Source organism: Kitasatospora sp. NPDC048286, assembly GCF_043201735.1.
GTDB lineage: Bacteria > Actinomycetota > Actinomycetes > Streptomycetales > Streptomycetaceae > Kitasatospora.
The window spans coordinates 896,343-920,545 of the sequence record NZ_JBICZE010000001.1 but is presented as its reverse complement, the minus strand read 5'-3'; the positions used below and the strand labels follow the sequence as shown (position 1 = coordinate 920,545).

Below are 24,203 nucleotides of genomic sequence, written 5' to 3'. Positions count from 1 at the left end.
CGTCCGGAACGCCGAACGGCCGCGTACGGGACCCGTACGCGGCCGGCGGAGCACGGTCAACGCCCGTCAGGGGATGACGGCCCCCGCCGAGCGGCGCCGCCGGGCCTCCACCGCGACCTCCCGGGAGGCGGCCGCGGCCACCGAGGTGGCGGCGCCGACCCCGGCCAGCACCCTCGGCCAGAAGTCCCCGAAGACCTCGACCGAGACGGCGATCAGCAGCGCGGTGATCACCGCGACCACGTGCTCCAGCCCCGCCAGGTTGGGCAGCACGACGGCCTCGCCGATCATCACCGCGACCACCAGGCCGGCGGTGCACCAGGCCCGGCTGCGGAACGCGACGCAGATCGCCAGTGCCACCACCGCGGCCGAGGGCCCGGTGTCCCGCACGTAGGCGACCCACTTCGGGAAGCCGAACAGGTGGTGCGGGCCGATCGCCACGCCGACCCGGGCGAACAGCGTGCCCGCCAGGGTGCAGGTGTAGGCGACCACCAGCGTCATCCGCCGGCCGAGCACGATCTCGGCGATCGCGAAGACCACGAACACCTGGGCCAGCGCCCCCCAGACCGGAAGGTCCAGCGCCGGCACGTACAGGGAGAGCGGGGTCCGCAGCAGCGAGACCTCCAGCGGCAGCGCCGCCCGCACCACCCCGATGTTGTTGACGAAACGCTCGCCGCCCGGCAGGTGCTGGACGATGCTGAACAGCAGGATCAGAAACGTCGCCACCGTGGCCAGCGGGGCGGCGGCGAACTTCCTTCGCACCACCGCGTCCCGGACCGTCACGAACAACGTCCCCCACTCGGCGACAGCGGCCGATCTGACGATTGCCAGCGGCCCCTTTCGCACGCCCCCCGCGTGGGTCCTGTGAATCACAACCGTTTCTCCGAATCCCCGAACTCTCGACCGCTCCAACATTAGAAGCCCGCCGACAAAGCCACATCGGCATGGATGGGGAGCCGCGTCATCCTCTGGGGGGAGGCAATACCCCCATCGGCCCCCCATTTCGACCGACCGGTCCCCTCCGCCCCCCGACGGAGGGCTACCCCTTCCCGTCCCGGGCCGTCACCGGGACCCGGGGCGCCACCACGGCGGCCCGGGCGTGCCGGCGGCGGAACAGGGCGGGCAGGCTCGGCGCGACGATGAATCCCTCGGCGCGCGCGCTCGCGATGCCGATCCGGGGAATTTCACTGCTCTTCTCGAAGAGCAGGTAGCGCGGTTCCCAGATCGGCCGGTACTTGGCATTGGCGCGGTACAGCGACTCGATCTGCCACCAGCGCGAGAAGAATCCCAGGGTCGAACGCCACAGCCGCAGCACCGGACCGGCGCCGAGGCGGGAACCGCGCTCGAAAACGGAGCGGAACATCGCGAAGTTCAACGACACCCGCTTCAGCCCGACCTCGTCGGCCCGCTGCAGCAGCTCGATGACCATGAACTCCATCAGGCCGTTCTCGGTGTCCCGGGCCCGGCGCATCAGGTCCAGCGAGAGCCCGTCCGGGCCCCACGGCACGAAGCTCAGCAGCGCCTTGAGCTCGCCGTCCCCGTCGTGGCACTCCAGCATCACGCAGCGGCCGTCGCCCGGGTCGCCGAGCCGGCCGAGCGCCATCGAGAAGCCGCGCTCGGTCGCCCCGTCGCGCCACTCGTCGGCCTTCGCCACCAGCTCGGCCATCTCCGCCTCGGAGATGGACTCGTGGCGGCGGATCCGCACCGTGTACCCGGCCCGCTTGACCCGGTTGTAGGCCTGCCGGACCACCCGCATCGCGCGGCCGTCCAGCGAGAACTCGTCCAGCTCGACGATCGCCTCGTCGCCCAGCTCCAGCGCGTCCAGCCCGTGCCGGGCGTAGATCACCCCGGCCTCCTCGGAGGCGCCCATCACGGCCGGCGCCCAGGCGTGCTCGCGGGCCTCGGACAGCCAGGCGTCGATCGCGCCCGGCCAGGCCTCCGGGTCGCCGATCGGGTCGCCCGAAGCGAGCGAGACGCCGCCGATCACCCGGTAGGTGACGGCCGCCTTGCCGCTGGGGGAGAAGATCACCGCCTTGTCCCGGCGCAGCGCGAAGTAGCCGAGCGAGTCCCGCTCGCCCTGCTTGTCCAGCAGGCCGCGCAGCCTGGCCTCGTCCTCGGCGGTGAGCAGCTCCTTGCCGCGCGGGCTGCGGAAGGCCACGTACAGCACCAGCAGGAAGAGCACCGCGCCCATCGCGTTGATCGCGGCGTTCACCCAGGTCGGTGCGGCGATCACCGAGCGCAGGTGCTCGGACGGGGTGATCGTGATCATCCGGCCGACCGAGTACCGGAACAGGTCCCAGAAGCCGGCGCCGGAGAGCTCGTTGGTCAGCCAGACCAGCAGCGCGCCCACGCCGCCGCCGAACGCCAGCCCGCCGACGAAGGTGGCCGCCGCCGTCTTCGGGTTGGAGCTGTCCCCCTTGGAGGTGAACTCCCTGCGCCCGATCAGCAGCGCCAGCACGAACAGGCAGGTCAGGACGGTGGAGATGTAGTTGAGCGGGTGGGTGTCGAAGCGCTCGGACGGCACCAGCATGGCCGCCAGGTACAGCAGCGCGAACATCCCGCCGAGCGCCGTGTTGAAGATCCACGCGGCGCGCTTTCGCCGCCGCATCGCGATCGCGAGGAACACCGACAGCACCGCACTGGCCAGGCCGGCGGTCATCAGGTACGGGGTGAAGTACTCACCCTCGTTGTGCTCGTAGACCTGGTCGCGGAAGGGCACCAGCAGCACCGTCGCCACGTTCAGCAGCGCGATGAGCCGCAGGTACCAGACGGAGGCCGCGGCGGCCCTCGGGCGCCAGCGGTCGAGCACGTCTCCGGTACGGGGCCCTTGGGACGCGGCGGACGGCTCCGACTTCACAGTGGACGACACAGCTCAATTCCAAACGATCAGATGGTGGGGCGCATCCGCGAACGGCCCGGCGCCGGGCGCCCGCTCGGGCCCGACGGACTGACCGGTGACCTCCCCCGGCCGACCGCCCGATTGGAGAAGCGGCCGGAAAAGAGTCAGCCAACTCCATGGTTCACCACCGAAGCTGAGAATTGCGTGAACCGGGTAGCGGATTCCCACCCCCGCCGAACGGCGGGGGTGCACACCCCCCGGACGTTCGGCACCCCGCCTCCGCAGCCCCTACTCTCGAAACGACCCACGCGGACCGCCCCGACCCGGCCGCCCGAACCGAGGAGGCACCATCACCACCACCCGCGTGCTGATCGTCGACGACGAGATCCTGGTCCGCTCCGGCCTGGGCCTGATCGTCGGCTCCGCCGCCGACCTGGAGGTGGTCGGCGACTGCTCCGGCGGGCAGGCCGAGGAGCACGTCCAACGACTGCGCCCGCACGTGGTGCTGCTCGACATCCGGATGCCCGACCTCGACGGCATCTCGGTGCTGCGCCGGCTGCGCGCCCTGCCCGACCCGCCGGCCGTGGCGATGCTCACCACCTTCGACACCGACGAGTACATCGGCACCGCGCTGCGGGCCGGCGCGGCCGGCTTCCTGCTCAAGGACACCGCCCCCGACCAGCTGGTGCACGCCGTCCGGGTGCTCGCGGCCGGCGGCAACATCCTCTCCCCGACCGTCACCCGCACCGTGATCGGCGGCTACGTGGACGGCGGCGGCCCGGACGCCGAGGCCACCGCGCTCGCCCGCACCCTGACCGGCCGGGAACTCGACGTGCTCTCGCTGCTCGGCGAGGGCCTGTCCAACGCCGAGATCGCCGACCGGCTCTTCCTCGGCACCGGCACGGTCAAGGACCACATCAGCGCGATCCTCGGCAAGCTCGGCGCCGCCAACCGGGTCCAGGCCGCCGTACTGGCCCACCGGGCCGGCCTGGTCCGGCCCAAGCCCGGCGACGGGGCATGACGGCCGCCGACCAACTGCCGTCCAGACGGCTGCCGGCCTGGTGCACCGCGCCCTGGCTGATGCTGCTGCTGCCCGTCCTGTACTCCCTGCTGGACGCCGCGCTGGTGGCCCGGGAGGCCGCCTGGTGGCAGGTGGCGCTGTCCACGCTGGCGGCCGTCGCGCTGTTCCTCCGCCGCCGCTTCCCGGTGACGGCGCTGCTGCTCACCATGCCGGGCAGCTGGGTGGACGAGATCTGGCTGGCCCCGATAACGGCCGTCTACTCGGTGGCCGCCGAACGCCCCCGCCCCCGGATCGTGATCCCCTGCGGCATCCTGTTCGCCCTGGTCGAGTTCTTCCACTGGCCGCTGCCCGCGGACCTGATCGACCTCAGCCGGGCCACCGCGCTGGACGCCATCCAGGCCGTGATGCTGGCGGCCGGCCCGGCCGCCACCGGCCTGCTCGCCCGCACCCGGCGGGAACTGGCCGCCCGCCTGGACGAGCTGACCCGCGGCCAGGAGCGGGAGAGCCGGCTGCTGGCCGAGCGGGTGCTGATCAGCGAGCGCGGCCGGCTGGCCCGGGAGATGCACGACGTGGTCTCGCACCAGGTCAGCCTGATCAGCATCCAGGCCGGCGCGCTCCAGGTGAGCAGCCCCGACCCGGCCGCCGTGACCGCCGCCAGGACCATCCGCGAGCTGTCGGTACGGACCCTGGACGAGCTGCGCCAGATGGTCGGGGTGCTGCGCGGCACCGGCGGACTGCCGGACGCCCCGCTCGCCCCGCAGCCCCGGCTGGCCGATCTGCCCCGGCTGATCGAGGAGAGCGGCCTGGCCGCCGACACCGAGCTGGTCCCCGGCGACCGCCCGTGGCCGGAGGCGGTGGAGCGGGCCGCCTACCGCACCGTCCAGGAGGCGCTCACCAACATCACCAAGTACGCCCCGGATGCGGAGGTGCACGTGCGGGTCCGGGCGAAGGGCCGCCGGCTGCGGGTCGAGGTCCGCAACGAGGCCCCGCCGGTGCACCCGGCCGAGACCCTGCCGGGCGGCGGCCACGGCCTGGTCGGCCTGCGCGAGCGCGCCCAGCTGCTGGGCGGCACCCTCACCGCCGGGCCGACCGCGGACGGCGGCTTCGAGGTCCGCGCCGAGCTCCCGGCCGGTCACGGCTGATCCGGCCCGCCCCCGAAGCCGGTACGGCCGGGTCCGGGCCTTCCGGCCGAGAACGAGAAAGCCCCGCAGATCCGTAGATCTGCGGGGCTTCGCTGTGCGCGAGGGGGGAGTTGAACCCCCACGCCCTTTCGGGCACTGGAACCTGAATCCAGCGCGTCTGCCTATTCCGCCACCCGCGCATGGGTGTCGTCTTCGTTGCCGACCGATCTTCCGAACCGCTCGGTACCATCGGTACTTCGCGTTTCCTTGGACCGGCCTCCCTTCCGGGCGGCCCTTCCGACATGGAAAACATTAGCACGACCTGGGGGACTACTCCGAATCCGTTGTCCGGGGAGGCCTACGGCATCCGAACCGATGCCCGACGAACATCCGCGCGACTGCCGGAAGGGTGCTCCGACGGGGACGTCTGGCGTGCCGTACCCGAAATGCGTCACCCTGTGTGTCCGAGCCCACCCCCGGGCACCACACGGTCCGGGAACCGTACGGAAGGGCCCGGCGTGGATACGATCAGTACGGAAGTACCGCAAGTAGGAGGCGCGACCGGGTCCCGGGCGGGATCCGGCCGGCAGGCAGGCGAACGAACCCTGGAAGGGGGTGCCCCATGGGAGTGCTGAAGAAGTTCGAGCAGCGGCTCGAGGGTCTCGTCAACGGCACCTTCGCCAAGGTGTTCAAGTCCGAGGTCCAGCCCGTGGAGATCGCCGGCGCGCTGCAGCGCGAGTGCGACAACAACGCGAGCATCTGGAACCGCGACCGCACCGTCGTGCCGAACGACTTCATCGTCGAGCTGAGCCCGCACGACCACGAGCGGCTGAGCCCCTACTCCGGGCAGCTCGGCACCGAGCTGGCCGGCATGGTCCGCGAGTACGCGGAGGCCCAGCGGTACACCTTCATGGGCCCGCTCCAGGTGAACCTGGAGAAGGCCGACGACCTGGACACCGGGCTGTACCGGGTGCGCAGCCGCACCCTCGCCGCCGAGGAGCCCCCGCAGCAGCAGTACGCGCCGCCGCAGCCCGGGTACGACCGCCCGCCGGCCGCTCCGGCCCCCGGCGCACCGTGGCAGCAGCCCGGCGCCGGCCAGTACAACGCGCCCCCGCCGCCGGCCGCGCCCCCCGCGATGCCCCCGGGTCCGCCCGCGGGCGGCAACGTCCGGGCCTTCCCGGGCGCCGGCCACGGCGGCACCGCGGTGCGCCGCTGGATCGAGGTCAACGGCTCCCGGCACCAGATCACCGGCTCGGCCTGCGTGCTCGGCCGGTCGACCGAGGCGGACGTGCGGATCGACGACCCCGGGGTCTCCCGCAAGCACGCCGAGATCCGCCCCGGCACCCCTTCGATGGTGCTCGACCTGGGGTCCACCAACGGCATCGTGGTGGACGGACAGCACACCCAGCGCGCTACGCTCCGCGACGGCTCGCGAATCGTCGTGGGCTCCACCACCATCGTCTACCGGCAGGTCGAAGGGTAGTGTCCGAATTGTTCGCGCGCCTCGCTCACCGACTGGCGGGACGGTCATGTCAGAACTGACCCTCACGGTCATGCGGCTGGGCTTCCTGGCCGTGCTGTGGCTGTTCGTCATCGTCGCGATCCAGGTCATCCGCAGCGACCTGTTCGGCACCAAGGTGAACCCGCGGTCCTCCCGTCGCGGCGCGGGCGCCACGACCGGTGGCGGCGCCGCCACCGCGACCGCCGCGCGGGCCGCGGCGCCGACGCAGGCCGGCCCGGCGGCGAGCCAGACCCAGGGCGGCGGCGGGCGCCGCCGCGGCGGCCCGACCCAGCTCGTCGTGGTCCAGGGCTCGCTGGCCGGCACCACGGTGGCGCTGCAGGGCCAGACCATCACGCTCGGCCGCGCGCACGACTCCACCATCGTGCTGGACGACGACTACGCGTCCTCCCGGCATGCCAGGATCTATCCGGATCAGACTGGGCAGTGGACGGTCGAGGATCTAGGCTCCACCAACGGCACCTATCTGGACCGGCAGCGCCTGACCGCGCCCACTCCGCTCCAGCCGGGCATGCCGATCCGTATCGGCAGGACCGTCATCGAACTGCGGAAGTAGTAGCGCATGAGGGACAGCATCCCGTCCATGACCCAGAGGGGGGCACAGGTCGCATGACCCTGGTGCTGCGCTTCGCCGCCGGCTCCCACAAGGGACTGATCCGGGAGGGGAACGAGGACTCCGGCTACGCCGGGCCGCGGCTGCTGGCCGTGGCCGACGGCATGGGCGGCGCCGCGGCCGGCGAGGTCGCTTCCTCCGAGGTGCTCGGCTCGATCGTCCGGCTGGACGAGGACGTGCCGGGCGCGGACCTGCTGACCCTGCTGGGCGACGCCGTCCAGGGCGCCAACGACCGGCTCCGGCAGATGGTCGAGGAGGACCCGCAGCTGGAGGGCATGGGCTGCACCCTGACCGCGATGCTGTGGACGGGCCAGCGGATGGGCCTGGTGCACGTCGGCGACTCCCGCGCCTACCTGCTGCGCGACGGCGCCCTGGTGCAGATCACCCAGGACCACACCTGGGTGCAGCGCCTGGTCGACGAGGGCCGGATCACGCCCGAGGAGGCCGAGACCCACCCGCAGCGCTCCCTGCTGATGCGCGCGCTGGACGGCCGCGGCCAGGTCGAGCCCGACCTGTCGATCCGCGAGGTCCGGGCCGGCGACCGCTACCTGATCTGCTCCGACGGCCTCTCCGGCCCGGTCAGCCACCAGACCCTCCAGGACACCCTCGGCAGCTACTACGCGCCCGAGCAGACCGTGCAGGAGCTGATCCAGCTCGCGCTGCGCGGCGGCGGTCCCGACAACATCACCTGCATCGTGGCGGACGTCATCGACGTCGGCGCCACGGACACCATGAGCGGCCAGTTCAACGACGTCCCGGTGGTGGTCGGCGCGGTCGCCGACGCCCCGCCGTCCTCGGCCGCCGCCGACCGCTCGATCGCGGACACCCCGGCCGGCCGCGCCGCCGGCCTCGGCCGCGGCCCGCAGGGCGCCTTCGGCCCGGCCGAGGGCTACGAGGAGGGCTACGGCGCGCAGGGCGGCTTCGGCCCCGCCGAGGGGTACGAGGGCGAGTACGGCTACGGCTCCGGCGAGCCCTCGGTGTACGGCACCGAGGACTTCGACGAGGGGCGGCCCAGGAAGCGCAAGCGCAAGGGCCTGACGATCTCGCTGGCCGCCCTGGTCACGCTCGGCCTGCTCGGCGGCGCCGGCTGGTTCGGCTACCAGTGGACCCAGGACCAGTACTACGTGGGCACCCAGGAGGACCACGTCGCGATCTACCAGGGCATCAACCAGAACCTGGCCGGTCTGAGCCTGTCCTCGGTGCACTCCTCGTACAGCAAGATCCAGCTGAAGTGGCTGCCCGAGGACCAGCAGGCCCACGTGAAGAAGACCATCTCGGTCGGCAGCATGAAGGACGCCCAGTCGACGGTCAACGAGCTCGACGGCTGGGTCCAGCTCTGCCAGCGGGCCGCACGGGCGAACACCCCGGCCACGCCGCCGGCCACCCAGGCGGTGTACCTGGCCGCCACGCCCACCCCGACCGAGAAGAACCGCGGCCCGGCCGCGGCCCCGACCACGTCGCCCTCGACCGCCCCGACGCCGACCGCCCCGGTGGCGCCCACCCCGGCACCGAACGCAACCCCTCCGGCCGGCGCCGCGCAGGGCGACCAGGCCCCGCTGAGCGAAGAGGAACTCAGCCGGGCCAACTCCTGCCCGAAGCAGTGACGTCCGTGATCCGACATAGGACCGCCCCGAGCGGTCTTGCCGGCCGTCAGGGAGCGGTCACCACGTGAGCAGCTACGACCTGAGCGAAGAGTCCACCCGGGCCGGCCGGCGCCGGGCGACGGCCGCACGCGCCGTCCCCCGCCGGCGCGGCAACACCACGATCTCCCCGCAGGAGGCGCCCAACCGGCGCAACACCGAGCTGGCCATGCTGGTCTTCGCGGTGCTGCTGCCGGTCCTCGCGTACGCCAACGTCGGCCTCGCGATGGACGGCAAGCTGCCCGCCGGCATGCTCGGCTACGGGTTCGGCATGGGCGCCCTGGCGGTGGTCGCCCACCTGCTGGTGCGCCGCTTCGCGCCGTACGCGGACCCGCTGATGCTGCCGATCGCCACCCTGCTCAACGGGCTCGGGGTGGTGATGATCTGGCGGCTGGACAAGGCGGGCAAGCTGCTCAGGGGCAACTACCCGGCGGCCGAGAACCAGCTGATGTGGTCGGCCCTCGGGATCGCCGGCTTCATCGGGGTGATGGTGCTGCTGAAGGACCACCGGGTGCTCCAGCGCTACACCTACATCTCGATGGTGGTGGCCCTCGTCCTGCTCGCCGCGCCGGCCTTCTTCCCGGCCAGGGCGGAGGACTTCGGCGCGAAGATCTGGATCCGGATGGGCAGCTTCTCCATCCAGCCCGGCGAGTTCGCCAAGATCGTCCTGACCGTGTTCTTCGCCGGCTACCTGATGGTCAAGCGGGACGCCCTCGCGCTGGCCAGCCGCCGGTTCATGGGCCTGTACCTGCCGCGCGGCCGCGACCTCGGCCCGATCATCGTGATCTGGCTGCTCAGCCTGCTGATCCTGATCTTCGAGAACGACCTGGGCACGTCCTTCCTGTTCTTCGGCCTGTTCGTGGTGATGCTCTACGTCGCCACCGAGCGGACCAGCTGGATCCTGTTCGGCCTGCTGATGTCGGTCGGCGGCGCGGTCGCGGTCGCCTCGACCGCCAGCCACGTGAAGGTCCGCATCGACGCCTGGCTCGACCCGATGGCCGCCTTCGGGCCGAACCCGCCGAAGGGCGCCACCGAGCAGATCGGCCAGTCGCTGATGGCGCTCGGCTCCGGCGGGGTCACCGGCTCCGGCCTGGGCCAGGGCCGGTCCTGGCTGATCGCCTTCGCCGCCAAGAGCGACTTCATCCTGGGCTCGTTCGGCGAGGAGCTCGGGCTGACCGGCCTGATGGCAATCTTCCTGCTGTACGCGCTGCTGGTCCAGCGCGGCCTGCGCACCGCGCTCGCCGCCCGCGACCCGTTCGGCAAGCTGTTCGCCGTCGGACTCTCCTCGGCGATGGCGATCCAGGTGTTCGTCGTGGCCGGCGGTGTCACCGGGCTGATCCCGCTCACCGGTATGACCATGCCGTTCCTCGCCCAGGGCGGTTCGTCCGTGGTCGCCAACTGGGCGCTGGTCGCGATCCTGCTGAAGATCAGCGACAGCGCCCGCCGCCCCGGGGCCGAACCGGCCCCGGCCCCCGAGGGCCAGGGAGGACCCGCCCGATGAACAAGCCGATCCGCCGGGTCTCGATCTTCTGCCTCGTGCTGATCCTGGCCCTGATGGTGCGCACCAACTGGGTGCAGGGCGTCCAGGCCGAGGCCTGGGCCACCAACAAGAACAACAAGCGCCAGCTGTACGACCGGTACGCCCACCCGCGCGGCAACATCATCGTCAGCGGCCAGCCGGTCACGAAGTCGGACTTCGTCAACGGCCTGCGCTACAAGTACAAGCGCTCCTGGGTCGACGGCCCGATGTACGCCCCGGTGACCGGCTACTCCTCCCAGGCCTACGGCTCCAACCAGCTGGAGAACCTGGAGGACGGCATCCTCTCCGGCACCGACGACCGGCTGTTCTTCCGCAACACCCTGGACATGCTGACCGGCGAGCAGAAGCGCGGCGGCGACGTCGTCACCACCATCAACGCCAAGGTCCAGAAGGCGGCCTTCGACGCGATGGGCAGCAAGAAGGGCGCGGTGGTCGCCGTCGACCCGAAGACCGGCGCGATCCTGGCGCTGGTCTCCACCCCGTCCTACGACCCCGGCACCTTCGCCGGCGGCGAGGCCGCCGACACCAAGGCCTGGACGGACCTCAATGCGGACCCGAACAAGCCGATGCTCAACCGGGCGCTGAAGGAGACCTATCCGCCCGGCTCGACCTTCAAGCTGGTCACCGCCACCGCCGCGTTCGAGAACGGCCGCTACCAGGGCATCGACGACGCGACGGAGACGCCCGAGCCGTACATCCTGCCCGGCACGAACACCCAGCTGAAGAACGAGAGCCCGAACGAGCGCTGCGAGAACGCCACCATCAAGTCCGGGATGGACCAGTCCTGCAACACGGTCTTCGCCAAGATGGGCGCCGACCTGGGCAAGGAGCGGATGCGGGCGCAAGCCGAGAAGTTCGGCTTCAACAGCACGATCGACACCCCGATCCGCTCCGAGAAGAGCGTCTTCCCGGACAGCCCGAGCCCGGACGGCACCGCCCAGGACTCGATCGGCCAGCACGACACCCGCGCCACCCCGCTGCAGATGGCCATGGTCTCCGCCGCGATCGCCAACAACGGCAGCCTGATGCAGCCGTACCTGGTCGACCAGGAGCGCTCGGCCTCGCTGACCACCGTCTCCAAGCACACCGAGAAGCAGTTCTCCCAGCCGATGAGCCCGGCCACCGCGCAGAAGATGCAGGACCTGATGGTCTCGGTGGTCGAGAACGGCACCGGCACCAACGCCAAGATCCCCGGCCTCCAGGTCGGCGGCAAGACCGGCACCGCGCAGCACGGCGAGGACAACGCCGGGCTGCCGTACGCCTGGTTCACCTCCTGGGCCAAGACCCCGGACGGCCAGTCGGTCGCGGTCGCGGTGGTGGTCGAGGACGGCTCCCAGAACCGCGACGGCATCAGCGGTGGCCGGCTCGCGGCCCCCATCGCCAAGGCGGTGATGCAGGCCGCACTCGGCAAGTAGGAGCGCGGATCAGGGGTGAGGGAAAAGTCACGATCGGCAGCCCCGTCCGGATACCGGTCTGATATCGGCCGACGGCTGACTCCGGTCCGATGCGGTACGACCGGTAGCGTATCCGCCAGCAGCGGGTGTGCCCGTTGCCGCCCGCGAGGCACCGCACGGCCCGGCCGGAGAACCGGTCGCGCACGGCGCGGCGTCACCCAGAGCGTGCGGGGACACCTACGTCACAACCTCACCGGCGGGTGAGGGAGAGGGTCGGATCTATGGAAGAGCCTCGTCGCCTCGGCGGCAGGTACGAGCTCGGCGGCGTCCTCGGACGCGGCGGCATGGCCGAGGTCTACCTCGCCCATGACACCCGGCTCGGCCGCTCCGTCGCAGTGAAGACGCTCCGGGCCGACATGGCCCGGGATCCGTCGTTCCAGGCCCGCTTCCGCCGCGAGGCACAGTCGGCGGCGTCCCTGAACCACCCCGCGATCGTCGCCGTGTACGACACCGGCGAGGACTACATCGACGGCATCTCCATCCCGTACATCGTGATGGAGTACGTCGAGGGGTCGACGCTGCGCGAGCTGCTGCACTCCGGCCGCCGGCTGCTGCCCGAGCGCGCGCTGGAGATGACCATCGGCATCCTCCAGGCCCTCGAGTACTCGCACCGGGCCGGCATCGTGCACCGCGACATCAAGCCGGCCAACGTGATGCTGACCCGGCAGGGCAACGTCAAGGTCATGGACTTCGGCATCGCCCGTGCGATGGGCGACGCCGGGATGACCATGACGCAGACCTCGGCCGTCATCGGCACCGCCCAGTACCTCTCCCCCGAGCAGGCCAAGGGCGAGCAGGTCGACGCCCGCTCCGACCTCTACTCCACCGGCTGCCTGCTCTACGAGCTGCTGACCGTCCGCCCGCCGTTCGTCGGCGACTCGCCGGTCGCGGTGGCCTACCAGCACGTCCGGGAGGAGCCGCAGCCGCCGTCCGTCTTCGACCCCGAGGTGCGCCCCGAGGTCGACGCGATCGTGCTGAAGGCACTCGCCAAGGACCGCGACTACCGTTACCAGAGCGCCGACGAGATGCGCGACGACATCGAGCGCTTCCTCGACGGCCTGCCGGTGGCCGCCGCCCAGCAGGCCGGGTACGGCATGGGCCCGGCCGGCTACGGCTACGACCAGAACGGCTACCCGCAGCAGCACGACCCGTACGGCCAGACCAACGTGCTGCCGCAGCAGCCCGGCGGCCCGACCACCGTCCTGCCGCAGGCCTCCGGGCAGCCCGGCTACCAGGACGACGGCTACGGCCAGACCTACGCCGGCGCCCCGGGCGGCGCGGGCGACGGCTACGACGACGGCTACGGCCGCGGCGGCCGCCGGGGCGAGGAACAGCCGAAGAAGAGCAACACCTCCTGGATCGTGCTGGCGGTCGCCGCCGTACTGGTCCTGGTCGGCACCTTCTTCGTCGCCCAGGCGATGTTCAGCGACAAGGGCGACAAGGAGGCCGCGAAGGTCACCGCCCCGAACCTGGTCGGCAAGACCCTGGCCGAGGCCAAGACGGCGGCCGCCGCCGTCGGTCCCAAGCTGGTGGTGACCGAGGGCGAGAAGGTCGCCTGCCCGGACACCAACATCAAGAAGGACCAGGTCTGCACCCAGAACCCGGCGGCGGGCGGCCAGGTCGTCGAGACCGCCACCATCACGGTGCAGATCTCCTCGGGCCCGGCCAAGGCGCCGGTCCCCGCCGTGGTCGGCAAGCCCAAGGACCAGGCCACCAAGGCCCTCGCCGACGCGGGCTTCACCAACGTCACCACCGAGTACAAGGACGACGACACCGCCGCGCAGGACACCGTCACCGCCCAGGACCCGGCGGCCAACGCGGCCGCCGACCCGAGCACCCCGATCAAGCTGACCGTGTCGCAGGGCAAGACCAAGGTGAACGTGCCGAACGTGGTCGGCGCCCAGAAGGAGGACGCCATGGCGACCCTCCAGGGCCTCGGCTTCCAGGTGGACGCCTCGAAGACCGTGGCGGCCCCCGACCCGAGCAAGGTCAACACGGTCGCCGTGCAGTCGGTGCAGGCCAACACCAAGGCCCCGGTCAACACCAAGATCGCGCTGACCGTCTACAAGGCGGCGGACAAGCCCCAGGTCCCGCCGCTGGCGAACGTCAAGCTGGGCGACGCCGCGAACCAGCTGAAGGCGCTCGGTCTGACCTACACGGTGGTCAACGGCCAGCCGGACCCGAACGCGACGGTGCAGGCGAGCAACCCGCCGGCCGGCACCGCGGTCGACCCGAACACCCAGATCCAGCTGTACATCAAGGCGGCCGAGCCGCCCAAAGGGGGCGACCCCACCACCACACCCCCCAAAGGAGACCACTAGGCCTCCGGTGTTCCCCTGGTTCGGCTGAACCGGGGGCCGGAGCACGGGTGACTCCCCAGCACGCCCGAGGGCCCGCCGCAATCGTCGCGGCGGGCCCTCGGGCGTTTCCGTCCCCGGCCCCCAGGAGGCCCGTGAAGGGCGTCAGGAGCGCCGCAGCTCCGGCGGCGGGGTGCGCTTGGCGTCCATGTCGTCCACCCGCACCAGGCTCCCCCAGACGGCCATCCGGTAGCGCGAGGTGTACACCGGGGTGCAGGTGGTCAGGGTGATGTAGCGGCCGGGGCCGGCGTAGCCGGAGCGGGGCGGGACGGGTGCCACGATGCCGGTGTCGAACTTGGTCGTCTCCGGCAGGGTGTTGTCGACCTTGTAGACGTACCACTTGTCCCGGGTCTCGACCACGACCGCGTCGCCCTTGTGGACGGCGTCCAGGTCGTGGAACTTGGCGCCGTGGCCGTCCCGGTGGGCGGCCAGCGCGAAGTTGCCCTGCTCGTCCCACGGCATCGCGGCCTTGTACGGCTGCTCGTAGACGCCCGCCACGCCCTCGTCCAGGACCTCGGTGGAGGTGCCCATCCGGATCAGCACCTGGAAGTCCCTGCCCATCGCCGGGACGTGCAGGAAGCCGACGTCGTCCCCGACCGCGAACTGCCTCGGCACGGCACCGGGGGCGCCCGGGGCGGCGGAGGCGCCGGGCGCGGCGGACGCGCCGGGGGCCGGGGTGGCACCGGGCCCGGCCGACGGGCCGGCGGCCGGTCCGGCGGCCCAGTCGCTGCGCAGCCGGTCGCCGGCCGCCGAGGCCGCGCGGTCCGCCTGCACGTTGGTCCACCACAGCGAGTAGGCCACGAACAGGCCGAGCACCAGGCCCAGGGTGATCAGCAGCTCGCCGAAGACCCCGAGCGCGGCCAGCGCCCGGCTCCGTCCCCGCCCGGCCCGCGGCTCGGGCGGGGGAAAGGCCTCCTGCGCCGGTTCGGCCGACAGCTCGGTCTCGTCCTGCATCTGCGGTGCTCCCCCTCCGGGCCTGGCGGCCGGGCGGCTACCCGCCCGTGATGGCGGCCGGCTTGCCCTGGGCACGCGGCCGTTCGTCGATCATCTTGCCAAAGACGATGAGACGGAACTTGGAGGTGAACTCCGGGGTACAGGTCGTCAGCGTGATGTAGCGGCCGGGACCGGCGTACCCGGCGCCGTTCGGCACCGGCTTGATCACGCTCACGTTGTTGGGGGACGTCTCCGGGATGCCCCCGGTGACCTCGTAGGTGTAGTAGCCGGCGGAGGTCTCCACCACGATCTTGTCGCCCTTGCCGAGCTGGTTGATGTACCGGAACGGCTCGCCGTGGGTGTTGCGGTGGGCGGCCAGCGCGAAGTTGCCCGCCTTGTCGCCCGGCATGCCGGTGTTGGCGTAGTGGCCGACCAGGCCCTTGTCGAGCACCGCCGACTTGGAGGTGCCCTCGGCGATCGGGAACTTCAGCCCCAGCTTGGGCAGGTAGATGATGGCGAAGCCCTTGCCGGGCTCGAACACCTCGGGCTTGTTCGGGTCCGGGGCCGGCTGCCCCGGCTGGGCGGGCGCGGCGGGCGCCGCGCCGAACTGCTGCTCCAGCTGGTTGCGGGCGCCGTCGGCGGCCTCGTCGGCCTGCACGTTGGTCCACCAGAGCTGGTACGCGACGAAGAGCAGCATCACCAGGCCGAGCGTGATGCACAGCTCGCCGACGCCCCGGGCGGCCACCACCAGCACGGACTCCTTGGGGCGCGCCCGCCCGGCGGCGCGGCCGCCCGCCCGGCGCCGGCCGCTGCCGGAGCGCAGCGAGGTGCGGCCCTGGGCGGCGCGGCGGCGCTCGGCCCGGCCGCCGGTGGGGACCGGTTCGGCGGCCGGTGCGCCGAGGTCCGCGGGCAGCCGCAGCTGGAGGGTCTGGTCGGGCAGCCAGGGGTACTCGGGCCCGTCCACGAGGGGCTCCTGGGCCTGCTCGTACACGCCCCAGGCGTCCTCGGGCGCGCTCTGCACCGGGAACTGCTGCACGGTGCCGTACGGGTCCGCCTCCGGCTGGAAACGTCCCTCCGGACGCAGCGCGGTCACGCCGGTCAGCCCCGGCCGATCACCGGGGCGAGCCCGGCCGACCGGTCGACCGCCTGCGGGAAGCCGCACTCCGCGAGCCAGTTGGCGAGCATCCGGTGACCGCCCTCGGTGAGCACCGACTCGGGGTGGAACTGCACGCCCTCGACCGGCAGTTCACGGTGCCTCAGGCCCATGATCACGCCGCTGTCGGTGCGCGCGGTGACCACCAGCTCGGCCGGCACGGTGGCCGGTTCGACCGCGAGCGAGTGGTAGCGGGTCGCGGTCAGCGGCGAGGGCAGGCCCTCGAACACGCCGCCGTCCTCGTGCTCGACCGGCGAGGTCTTGCCGTGCAGCAGCTCGGGCGCCCGGTCGACCACCGCGCCGTACGCCGCCGCGATCGACTGGAGGCCCAGGCAGACGCCGAACACCGGCAGCCCGATCCGCGCGCAGTGGTGGACCATCTCGATGCAGACCCCGGCCTCCTCGGGGGCACCGGGCCCGGGGGAGAGCAGCACGCCGTCGAATCCCTCCTCGCCGGAGCGGCGGACGGCGTGCTCGACGGTCACCTCGTCGTTGCGCACCACCTCGCATGTGGCACCGAGCTGGTACAGGTACTGGACCAGGTTGAAGACGAAGCTGTCGTAGTTGTCCACCACCAGGATGCGGGGCGGAGTGGTCGGCCGGGTCGTCATGCTCGCGTGGTCTCCGTGGGGTGCGGTGCTGGAAGGGGTGCCGGGCCCGCCGGCTCAGCCGGTCGCGGCGCCGTCGCCGCCGTCCACCGTGACGTCACCGAAGGGGAGCAGCGGTTCCGCCCACGGGAAGACGTAGGTGAAGAGGAGGTAGGCGATCCCCAGGACGAGGAGCAGCGAGACGGCGGCTCGGACCAGGGTGTTTCCCGGAAGGTGACGCCAGATCCAGCCGTACATGGTGCTCCCTCGACGCAGCGGACTGGGTTAAAGAGTAGACCCGCCGTGCACGGCCGCGGGGCCGGTCCGCTACTGCTGTCCGCCCGCCGACCGCAGCTCGGTGGTGCCGGAGTAGCCGGGCAGGGTCAGCTCGCCGCTCTCCTGGACCTTCCAGCCCAGCCCGTACGCCTGGACGTACTGGAGGTAGTTGCGGATCGTCGGGTCGGCGTCGACGGCCGAACGCAGGGCGTCGGTCTTCCCGACCGCCTTGACCACGTACGGCGGGGAGTAGACCCGGCCCTGGAGCAGCAGCGTGTTGCCGACGCAGCGGACGGCGCTGGTGGAGATCAGCCGCTGGTCCATCACCTGGACGCCCTCGGCGCCGCCGCGCCACAGCGCGTTGACCACGGCCTGGATGTCCTGCTGGTGGATGACCAGGTCGTTGACGCCGGGCTCGGGCACCCCGGGGATGCGCGCGGTGGCGTTCGGCGGGGCGTCGTTGAGGGTGACGGTCAGGCCGCCGCCCTGGAGCGGCTCCAGGGCGGCGCCGGCGCGCAGGCCGTCCAGCTGCGCGGCGTCGGCGGGGTCGTGGCCCTGCCGCTCGGTGAGCTGCTGGGCGCGGGCCTGGAGGTCGGCGAGCTGGGACTGCGCCTGCTGGTTCTGCCCGCTGCGCTGGCGGATCACGTCGCCGAGGCTGAGCAGCGAGTTGTCGGTCCGCAGGTCGGTGCCGCGGGCGGTCTGCGCGCTGATGTAGAAGAGCAGGCCGGCGAGCGCGAAGACGGCGCAGGTCAGGGCACGGCCGACAATTCGGGTGCCGGAGCGGCGGGTACGGGCCGGCTCAGGGGGAATCGACAAATTAGTCACCGTACCCTTATCTCCTCAACACCCGCCGAGCCACTACGCTAACGGACGCCGGTGGCATGCGGCGGAGCGGTCCCCGGGCCGTCCTCCGCAGCAGACCCGGCCGATTCCCCCCGTTGCACCCCGCGCGGTCTCACAGCGCATCGACAGGAGAGCTCCTCGTGCCGAAGTCTCGACTCCGCAAGAAGTCCGACTACACCCCGCCGACCACGGCCGCGGTGAAGATCAGTTCGGGCCGCGGTTGGGTCGCGCCGCTGATGCTGGCACTGTTCCTGATCGGCCTGGTGTGGATCGTCACCTACTACGTGACCAGCGGCACCTACCCGGTCGAGAGCTGGCGCAACTGGAACATCCTGGTCGGCTTCGGCTTCATCGCCGCCGGGTTCGGCGTCTCCACCCAGTGGAAGTGACGGCCCGACCGTCCTGAGGCTCGGTCCCGAGCCGCTCCCCGCCGTTCCGGATCGCTCGTCCCGGGACGGCGGTCAGGCGTGCCCGGAGCCGGGCGGGAATCCGGTCGGTTATCCCCACCATCGGACTGTCGTGCTTATCCACATGGTTATCCACACTGGGGAAAAGTCTCCCCAGCCTGTGGATAACTTTCCCGGGTGGAGCCGTCCACAGGTGTGCACAACTCCTCGGAAACGGGAGAACCGCACAGCAGGACACGCGTAGAACAGCAGTCCACAGCCGGGTGGCCGCACAGCCTGTGCACAACCCCGCACCCGCTGTGGACAAACGCTCGAAGGGTCACGCCCCGTACAGGGCCATCCCGGCCAGCAGCATCCCCGCCTCGACCGCCAGCGCGCCCACCACCGTCAGGGCCTGGACCAGGCCGCGGCGCTCGCGCGGGGCGTACATCAGGCCGGCCGCGGTCAGCGAGCCGAGCAGCAGGCCGCCGATGTGCGCCCGCCAATCGATGCCCGGGCGGGAGAAGGTGACGATCAGGTTGAAGACCAGGAACGCCATCGCCGGGCCGAGCGGGCCCTTGTCCCGCAGCTGCATCACGATCGTGGCGCCGATCAGCCCGAAGATCGCCCCGGAGGCGCCCAGCGACTTCATCTCGTGGCCGGCCACCAGGAAGGTGAAGATGCTGCCGCCCAGGCCGGCGACCAGGTAGAGGGCCAGGAAGCGCAGCCGGCCGAGCGCCTGCTCCAGTGCCGGGCCGAGCCAGAACAGCACCAGCATGTTCATCCCGACGTGCCACCACTCCAGATGCAGGAAGGTGGCGGTCAGCAGCCGGTACCACTGGTGCGGGCCGTCGGCGATGCCGGCCGGGCCGCCGTCGACGCCCGCCCCCAGGCTGACCAGGAACCAGGTCTGGCCCAGCCGCGGGGTGAGCACGTAGGCCGCCAGCACCCAGACGACGACGTTGATCCCGATCAGCACCCGGGTGACCAGCCCGCCGTCGGCGGCCAGGGCCCCACCGAACCGGGTGGTCGCCCGCCGCGCCCCGGCGTGGCCGTCGCCGACGCACTCCGGGCACTGGAAGCCCACCGAGGCGGCCACCATGCAGTGCGGGCAGATCGGCCGCTCGCAGCGGGTGCAGGAGACCCCGGTGGGAGTCTGCGGGTGCCGGTAGCAGCCGGGCAGTCCGGCCTCCGGGGACCGATCGGCCGTCGGCCGCGGCTCGTCCGGGAGCATCAGCGGGGTCCCCTTCCCGTACACGACCTCAAAGCCCTCAGCCTACTGCCGCACCCCCGTTCCCGGACCGGACTCCCCCGCCTCACCTACGCTCCGCCTCCCCACCGGCCCGCCCCGCAGGGGCCCCACGCACGGCCCACCCGACACGCCCGACCCCGGACCCGGCCCACACCCCGCCTCCCACCGGCCCGCCCCGCAGGGGCCCCGCATACGGCCCACCCGACATGCCTCCGGACAAATCAGGATGCATGATCAGCATTCAGGTGGATATGTGCATATAGGACGCCACCCAGGAGGAGAGACTCGTGAGCTTTTCGGATTCGGCCCGAGAGACGGCCACCAGGACCCGGGACACCGCCGCACACTTCGCGGACGGCGCCAAGCAGCGCCTCGGCCCCGCCTTGGACGCCTTCGGTCCGAAGGCCGCACTGGCCGCCCACAACCTCCGCGGCCAGTACGACAGGCACCTGGCCCCGCAGTTCCGCCACGCCTTCGCCAGCCTCCCGCCGGAGGCCCAGCAGAACGCCCTGAAGGCCCTCCACCGGGCCCAGGAGGCCGCCCTGGCGGCCCGCCTGTCCGCCACCCGGGCCGCGGACCAGACCCGCGCCACCGTCGTCCCCAGGGTCGCCCACGCGGTCGAGGAGGCCCGTGCCACGGTCGTCCCGGTCGCCCAGGAGGCCCAGGCCCGCGGTGCCGCCGCGCTGACCGCCCTCCACGGCAATGTCAGCGCGGCCGAGATCAGCAAGCTGGCAGCCCGGAACGCCAGGAAGGAGCACTGCAACCGCCTGGCCGCCGGCCTCGCCGTGGCCGGCCTGCTGGCGATCGGCGGCGGCGTCGTCGCCTGGCAGTGGTGGCGCCGGCACAGCAACCCGGAGTGGCTGGTCGAGCCCCCGACCGCGCAGGAACCCCGGCCGGCCGGCGCACACGCCACCTCCGGACCGGTGAACGGCTCCGGCCCGGAGGCCACCTCCGAACCGACGGACGGGGCCCCGGCCGCCGGGAGCGACGACCCCTCCGCCGAAGACGGCCCCGGGCCGCGCTGAGCGGACGGGAAGGACCGGAGGGAAAGACCGGAAAACGCCGATCGGCCGTCGACCAGGATCCTGGTCGACGGCCGATCGGCTATCGCTGTGAACTGTGGAGCATAGGAGACTCGAACTCCTGACATCTGCCTTGCAAAGGCAGCGCTCTACCAACTGAGCTAATGCCCCTCGACGGCACCGCGCGTGCCAACGGGCACTAGCGTACCGGGTTCCGGCGCGATTCCCAGCGCCGTCCCCCGGGAACCGTGCCGTTCCCTGGGGTCGGCCGGTCCGGTTCTTCGACCGGGCCGGCCGGCCCGGGAGGCGCTGAGGGGCGCCTCCGGAATTCGTCGATCGTCAGATCGCCGGTTGCTCAGCGACCGGCCGGGACCGGGTCGGTGGCCTCGGTCCACAGGTCCTGCTCGGCGCGGTCCGCCTGGACCTGACGGTAGACAAAGAAGCCGCCGAGGGCGACCAGGGCGACCAGGAGAAGCTTCTTCACCGCGGGACCTCGTCCTTCTTGCGTTGGTGGACTCAAGAGCCGGATCCGGCCGGACTGACCGGGCCGACGAGTCCAGTTGTGTTTCGAGCGCAAACGGGGCGGCCGGGTGCCAGACTGCCCTTGCGGCCGATGATACACACCGGTGTCCCAATCGTGACCAGCCACCGGCACGGCCAACCCGGCGGTCCGGTCCCAGGATTGACGCCGCACCTCCTGCCGGGCGGTCCGACCGGCCCCGGAGCGGCCCGGCGCCCCAGGTCAGGTCCGTCCCGCCGCCGGGTCCGCGGGGCTCTCCGGCGCGACCGCCACCGCCACCGCCACGGCCGTGCCGTTCTCCGGATTCACCCCGGCCCGCGGCGGAAAACGCCGAAGGGCCCGGAGTGGATCACTCCGGGCCCTTCGGGGAGGTGGGCCTAACAGGACTTGAACCTGTGGCCTCTTCCTTATCAGGGAAGCGCTCTAACCGTCTGAGCTATAGGCCCTCGCCGAACAGAGATCGTACCGGATTCCGGCCGACCCGTCGCTCCGCCCGATCTCGACAGGATCGGGAAGATCGAAGGGCCCGGAGTGGATCACTCCGGGCCCTTCGCGGTGGTGGGCCTAACAGGACTTGAACCTGTGGCCTCTTCCTTATCAGGGAAGCGCTCTAACCGTCTGAGCTATAGGCCCTTGCCGCACTGAAAGATTAGCGGACCGACGGCCGTTCTCCCAAATCCGGGTCGGCCGGGGCTGCGGCGGCACCCCCCGCGACCAGCTGCGGCACGCCGGCGGAGGGGCGCAGCAGCCACTCCTCGCGGGTCGGCGGCAGGCCCGCCGAGCCCTCCTCGGTGCTGCGGACGGCGAGCACCTGGTTGATCCCGATCCGGTTCTGCTCGAAGGCGAGCGCGGAGGCCGCCATGTAGAGCCGCCAGACCCGGGCCCGGCCGCGGCCGACCAGCCCGACCGCCTCCGTCCAGTGCGCCTCCAGGTTGGCCACCCATTCGCGCAGGGTCAGCGCGTAGTGCTCGCGCAGCGACTCGACGTCCCGGACCTCGAAGCCGGCCTCCTCCAGCCGGGCCACGGTGGAACCGACGGGGGAGAGCTCGCCGTCGGGGAAGACGTAGCGGTTGATGAAGGGACTGGTGCGGTGCGGCTCACCGGGGAGGTCGGGGCGGCGGGCGATCTGGTGGTTGAGCAGCCGGCCGCCGGGCGCCAGCAGCCGGTACAGGCCCTCGGCGTAGACCCGGTACTGCTCGGAGCCGACGTGCTCGGCCATCCCGACGCTGGAGATCGCGTCGAAGGGCCCGTCGGCGATCTCCCGGTAGTCCTGGAGCCGGACCTCGACCCGGTCGGACAGCCCGGCCTCCTCGACCCGGGCGCGGGCCAGCGCGACCTGTTCCCGGGAGATGGAGACTCCGACCGCGGTGACCCCGTAGTGCTTCGCCGCGTGCAGCAGCAGCGAGCCCCAGCCGCAGCCGACGTCCAGCAGGCGCATCCCGGGGCGCAGGCCGAGCTTGCGGCAGATCAGGTCGAGCTTGGCCTCCTGGGCGGCCTCCAGGCTCTTCGCCTCGGGCGTCCAGTAGGCGCACGAGTAGACCATCGAGGAGCCCAGCACGATCCGGTAGAAGTCGTTGCCGACGTCGTAGTGGTGGCTGATGGCCGCGCGGTCCCGGCTGCGGCTGTGCAGCCGTCCCTGGGCCTTGCGGACCTCCTCGCGGGGCGGCTCGGGCTCCGGGCCGACCGCCCCGGCCCGCAGCGCGGCGACGAGCACCCGGCGGCCCCTGGCGCCGACCACGTCGCGCGGCCCGAGGACCAGGGTGCGGATCTCCGGACGCTCGGCGAAGCGGGCGACGGCGGAGAGCGTCTCGTACAGGTCGGTGCCGGGGGCGAGTTCGAGGTCCCCCGCGACGTAGGCGCGGGCCAGGCCCAGCTCGTCCGGCTGCCAGATCAGCCTGCGCAGCGCCCGGCGGTTGCGCAGGACCACGGTGGGCGCGCCCGGCGGCCCCGCGACGCTGCCGTCCCAGACCTGGACCCGCAGTGGTACCGGGACCCCCAACAGCCCTTCCAGGGCCTCGACCAGTTGACCTGCGAGCTTCGCCACCGCGCGCCTCCGTCCAGTCGTCCTTCGGAACCTCAGCTGACCCGGTCGTGCGGACCGGGGGGCGGCCTGCGGCACTCCCAGGCGCGGGACGGGTGGCAGCAGCTAATCCCACCGCGGCCGCCCGGTTTCCGGGCGGCGCGCCGCGGGCGGCCGGCTGTCACCCGAAATGCCGACGGGCCCCACCGGCAGCAACAGCCGGTGGGGCCCGTACATTCCGTCCTCGGACGGGAAACTGAGCGAACGTCAGGTTTCGGCCAGGATCAGTCCTCTTCGGCCAGGGTGAGCTCGACGCCGCCGGTGAAGCCGGCCGCCGCGTTGTAGATGAACGCGGAGAGCGTGGACAGGGCGGTCAGCAGGACGACGTCGACCACGGAGATCAGCGTGGTGAAGGTCATCACCTTGCCGAAGCCGACGTAGTCCATCAGGTTGAGGCCGCCGTTGCTGTCCGAGCCGGTGACGTCCTTGAGGGTCTTGGTCAGCGAGTCGAAGACGCCGAGCGAGTCCAGCGTCATCCACAGCACGGCCGAGGCCACGATGAGGATGATGCCGACGGCCAGCGACAGCAGGAAGCTGACCTTCATCACGGACCACGGGTCGACCTTGGTCACCCGCAGCCGGGCCTTGCGGGTCCGGCCGAGACCGGGGCCGCCCACCGCGGTGGCGGGGGCGGGGGCGGGGGCGGGGGCGGGCCGACGCGCCGCTCCGCCGGCGGGGGCGCCGCCCACCGGGGTTCCGCCGGCCGGGGTGTTGCCCCCGGTCCGGGTGCCCCGGGGCGGGGTCGGCTGCCCCTTGGCGTACGTGGTCGGCTGCGAGAAGCCGCCCGAGCCGGGGGCCGGGCTGCTCGACGACGTGGGCGTCTGCCCGCCGTAGGTCGCACCGCTCTGGCCCGCTCCGCCGACCGGTGGCATCAGCGAGGTGGACGCGGCCGGGTGCTCGTTCGGCGGCTGCGGCACACCGTACGAACCTCCGCCCTGCGCGCCCGGACGGCCGCCGGAGGTTCCTCCCGCAGCACCCGTGGCTCCACTCACCTGGTCCTCCCGCACTTCCACCAGGACGGCGGCGCCGCCCTGCTTCGTCACTCGTCAT

Annotated in this window: 21 protein-coding genes and 4 tRNA genes; 10 read left to right on the top strand and 15 right to left on the bottom strand. The window is 72.1% G+C overall.

The window, feature by feature from the left end:
- Positions 1-66 precede the first annotated feature (66 nt).
- Both ACGF13_RS04250 and ACGF13_RS04245 read right to left on the bottom strand, forming a co-directional pair.
- On the bottom strand, positions 67-780 hold the full coding sequence (locus ACGF13_RS04250; protein ID WP_392868717.1) for a hypothetical protein: 714 nt from the start codon (positions 778-780) through the stop codon (positions 67-69).
- Positions 781-1,036: 256 nt separating this feature from the next.
- Positions 1,037-2,806, bottom strand: a complete 1,770-nt coding sequence (locus ACGF13_RS04245; RefSeq protein ID WP_392868792.1) for a phosphatidylglycerol lysyltransferase domain-containing protein — start codon at positions 2,804-2,806, stop codon at positions 1,037-1,039.
- Between the two features lie 397 nt (positions 2,807-3,203).
- Between ACGF13_RS04245 and ACGF13_RS04240 the strand changes: the two genes are divergently transcribed.
- Both ACGF13_RS04240 and ACGF13_RS04235 read left to right on the top strand, forming a co-directional pair.
- Positions 3,204-3,857: a response regulator transcription factor gene (locus tag ACGF13_RS04240; protein WP_234348583.1), complete on the top strand. Its 654-nt coding sequence runs from the start codon at positions 3,204-3,206 to the stop codon at positions 3,855-3,857.
- Positions 3,854-4,999 carry a sensor histidine kinase gene (locus ACGF13_RS04235; RefSeq protein WP_392868715.1) on the top strand — a complete coding sequence of 382 codons (1,146 nt, stop codon included), beginning with the start codon at positions 3,854-3,856 and terminating at the stop codon, positions 4,997-4,999. Before ACGF13_RS04240 ends, ACGF13_RS04235 begins: the two co-directional genes overlap by 4 nt.
- A gap of 95 nt (positions 5,000-5,094) precedes the next feature.
- On the opposite strand, the gene ACGF13_RS04230 is transcribed toward ACGF13_RS04235, so the two are convergent.
- Positions 5,095-5,178, bottom strand: a tRNA-Leu gene (locus ACGF13_RS04230).
- A 422-nt stretch (positions 5,179-5,600) separates the two neighbouring features.
- Between ACGF13_RS04230 and ACGF13_RS04225 the strand changes: the two genes are divergently transcribed.
- The 6 genes from ACGF13_RS04225 to pknB all read left to right on the top strand — a co-directional run bounded on the left by ACGF13_RS04225 (position 5,601) and on the right by pknB (position 14,065).
- Positions 5,601-6,461, top strand: a complete 861-nt coding sequence (locus ACGF13_RS04225; RefSeq protein ID WP_392868713.1) for an FhaA domain-containing protein — start codon at positions 5,601-5,603, stop codon at positions 6,459-6,461.
- Positions 6,462-6,507: 46 nt separating this feature from the next.
- A complete protein-coding gene (locus tag ACGF13_RS04220) occupies positions 6,508-7,053 on the top strand; it encodes an FHA domain-containing protein (protein ID WP_392868711.1) in 546 nt (181 codons plus the stop codon).
- 53 nt (positions 7,054-7,106) lie between these two features.
- Complete coding sequence (locus ACGF13_RS04215) at positions 7,107-8,714, top strand: PP2C family protein-serine/threonine phosphatase (RefSeq protein WP_392868710.1); 1,608 nt, start codon at positions 7,107-7,109, stop codon at positions 8,712-8,714.
- Between the two features lie 160 nt (positions 8,715-8,874).
- Positions 8,875-10,251 (top strand): FtsW/RodA/SpoVE family cell cycle protein, encoded by a 1,377-nt coding sequence (locus ACGF13_RS04210; RefSeq protein WP_392868790.1) that lies wholly within the window; start codon positions 8,875-8,877, stop codon positions 10,249-10,251.
- Positions 10,248-11,705, top strand: a complete 1,458-nt coding sequence (locus ACGF13_RS04205; RefSeq protein ID WP_392868709.1) for a peptidoglycan D,D-transpeptidase FtsI family protein — start codon at positions 10,248-10,250, stop codon at positions 11,703-11,705. The genes ACGF13_RS04210 and ACGF13_RS04205 overlap by 4 nt, the downstream gene beginning before the upstream one ends.
- Before the next feature lie 260 nt (positions 11,706-11,965).
- Positions 11,966-14,065 carry a Stk1 family PASTA domain-containing Ser/Thr kinase gene (pknB, locus tag ACGF13_RS04200; RefSeq protein WP_392868707.1) on the top strand — a complete coding sequence of 700 codons (2,100 nt, stop codon included), beginning with the start codon at positions 11,966-11,968 and terminating at the stop codon, positions 14,063-14,065.
- 141 nt (positions 14,066-14,206) lie between these two features.
- On the opposite strand, the gene ACGF13_RS04195 is transcribed toward pknB, so the two are convergent.
- From ACGF13_RS04195 to ACGF13_RS04175, 5 genes are all read right to left on the bottom strand, one after another.
- Complete coding sequence (locus tag ACGF13_RS04195; protein ID WP_392868706.1) at positions 14,207-15,055, bottom strand: class E sortase; 849 nt, start codon at positions 15,053-15,055, stop codon at positions 14,207-14,209.
- A 37-nt stretch (positions 15,056-15,092) separates the two neighbouring features.
- Positions 15,093-16,127, bottom strand: a complete 1,035-nt coding sequence (locus ACGF13_RS04190; protein ID WP_392868704.1) for a class E sortase — start codon at positions 16,125-16,127, stop codon at positions 15,093-15,095.
- A gap of 5 nt (positions 16,128-16,132) precedes the next feature.
- On the bottom strand, positions 16,133-16,798 hold the full coding sequence (locus ACGF13_RS04185) for an aminodeoxychorismate/anthranilate synthase component II (RefSeq protein WP_392868703.1): 666 nt from the start codon (positions 16,796-16,798) through the stop codon (positions 16,133-16,135).
- Between the two features lie 54 nt (positions 16,799-16,852).
- Complete coding sequence (locus ACGF13_RS04180) at positions 16,853-17,032, bottom strand: hypothetical protein (RefSeq protein WP_392868701.1); 180 nt, start codon at positions 17,030-17,032, stop codon at positions 16,853-16,855.
- A 69-nt stretch (positions 17,033-17,101) separates the two neighbouring features.
- Entirely contained in the window at positions 17,102-17,866 is a 765-nt protein-coding gene (locus ACGF13_RS04175) for a DUF881 domain-containing protein (protein WP_392868700.1), read from the bottom strand.
- Between the two features lie 167 nt (positions 17,867-18,033).
- On the opposite strand from ACGF13_RS04175, the gene crgA reads away from it, so the two are divergent.
- Positions 18,034-18,282 carry a cell division protein CrgA gene (gene crgA / locus ACGF13_RS04170; protein WP_049656797.1) on the top strand — a complete coding sequence of 83 codons (249 nt, stop codon included), beginning with the start codon at positions 18,034-18,036 and terminating at the stop codon, positions 18,280-18,282.
- Positions 18,283-18,619: 337 nt separating this feature from the next.
- Here the strand turns inward: crgA and ACGF13_RS04165 are convergent, their stop codons facing one another.
- Positions 18,620-19,513: a rhomboid family intramembrane serine protease gene (locus ACGF13_RS04165; protein WP_392868699.1), complete on the bottom strand. Its 894-nt coding sequence runs from the start codon at positions 19,511-19,513 to the stop codon at positions 18,620-18,622.
- 305 nt (positions 19,514-19,818) lie between these two features.
- Between ACGF13_RS04165 and ACGF13_RS04160 the strand changes: the two genes are divergently transcribed.
- Entirely contained in the window at positions 19,819-20,556 is a 738-nt protein-coding gene (locus tag ACGF13_RS04160) for a DUF5324 family protein (protein WP_392868698.1), read from the top strand.
- A gap of 95 nt (positions 20,557-20,651) precedes the next feature.
- Here the strand turns inward: ACGF13_RS04160 and ACGF13_RS04155 are convergent.
- The 6 genes from ACGF13_RS04155 to ACGF13_RS04130 form a co-directional block, all read right to left on the bottom strand.
- Positions 20,652-20,724: transfer RNA gene (locus ACGF13_RS04155), tRNA-Ala, on the bottom strand.
- Positions 20,725-20,908: 184 nt separating this feature from the next.
- Positions 20,909-21,037: a DLW-39 family protein gene (locus tag ACGF13_RS04150; protein WP_014137031.1), complete on the bottom strand. Its 129-nt coding sequence runs from the start codon at positions 21,035-21,037 to the stop codon at positions 20,909-20,911.
- 408 nt (positions 21,038-21,445) lie between these two features.
- Positions 21,446-21,519, bottom strand: a tRNA-Ile gene (locus tag ACGF13_RS04145).
- Positions 21,520-21,629: 110 nt separating this feature from the next.
- Positions 21,630-21,706 (bottom strand) — tRNA-Ile (locus ACGF13_RS04140).
- Between the two features lie 16 nt (positions 21,707-21,722).
- Complete coding sequence (locus ACGF13_RS04135; protein WP_392868697.1) at positions 21,723-23,117, bottom strand: class I SAM-dependent methyltransferase; 1,395 nt, start codon at positions 23,115-23,117, stop codon at positions 21,723-21,725.
- 260 nt (positions 23,118-23,377) lie between these two features.
- Entirely contained in the window at positions 23,378-24,070 is a 693-nt protein-coding gene (locus ACGF13_RS04130; RefSeq protein WP_392868696.1) for a DUF3566 domain-containing protein, read from the bottom strand.
- Positions 24,071-24,203: the final 133 nt, after the last annotated feature.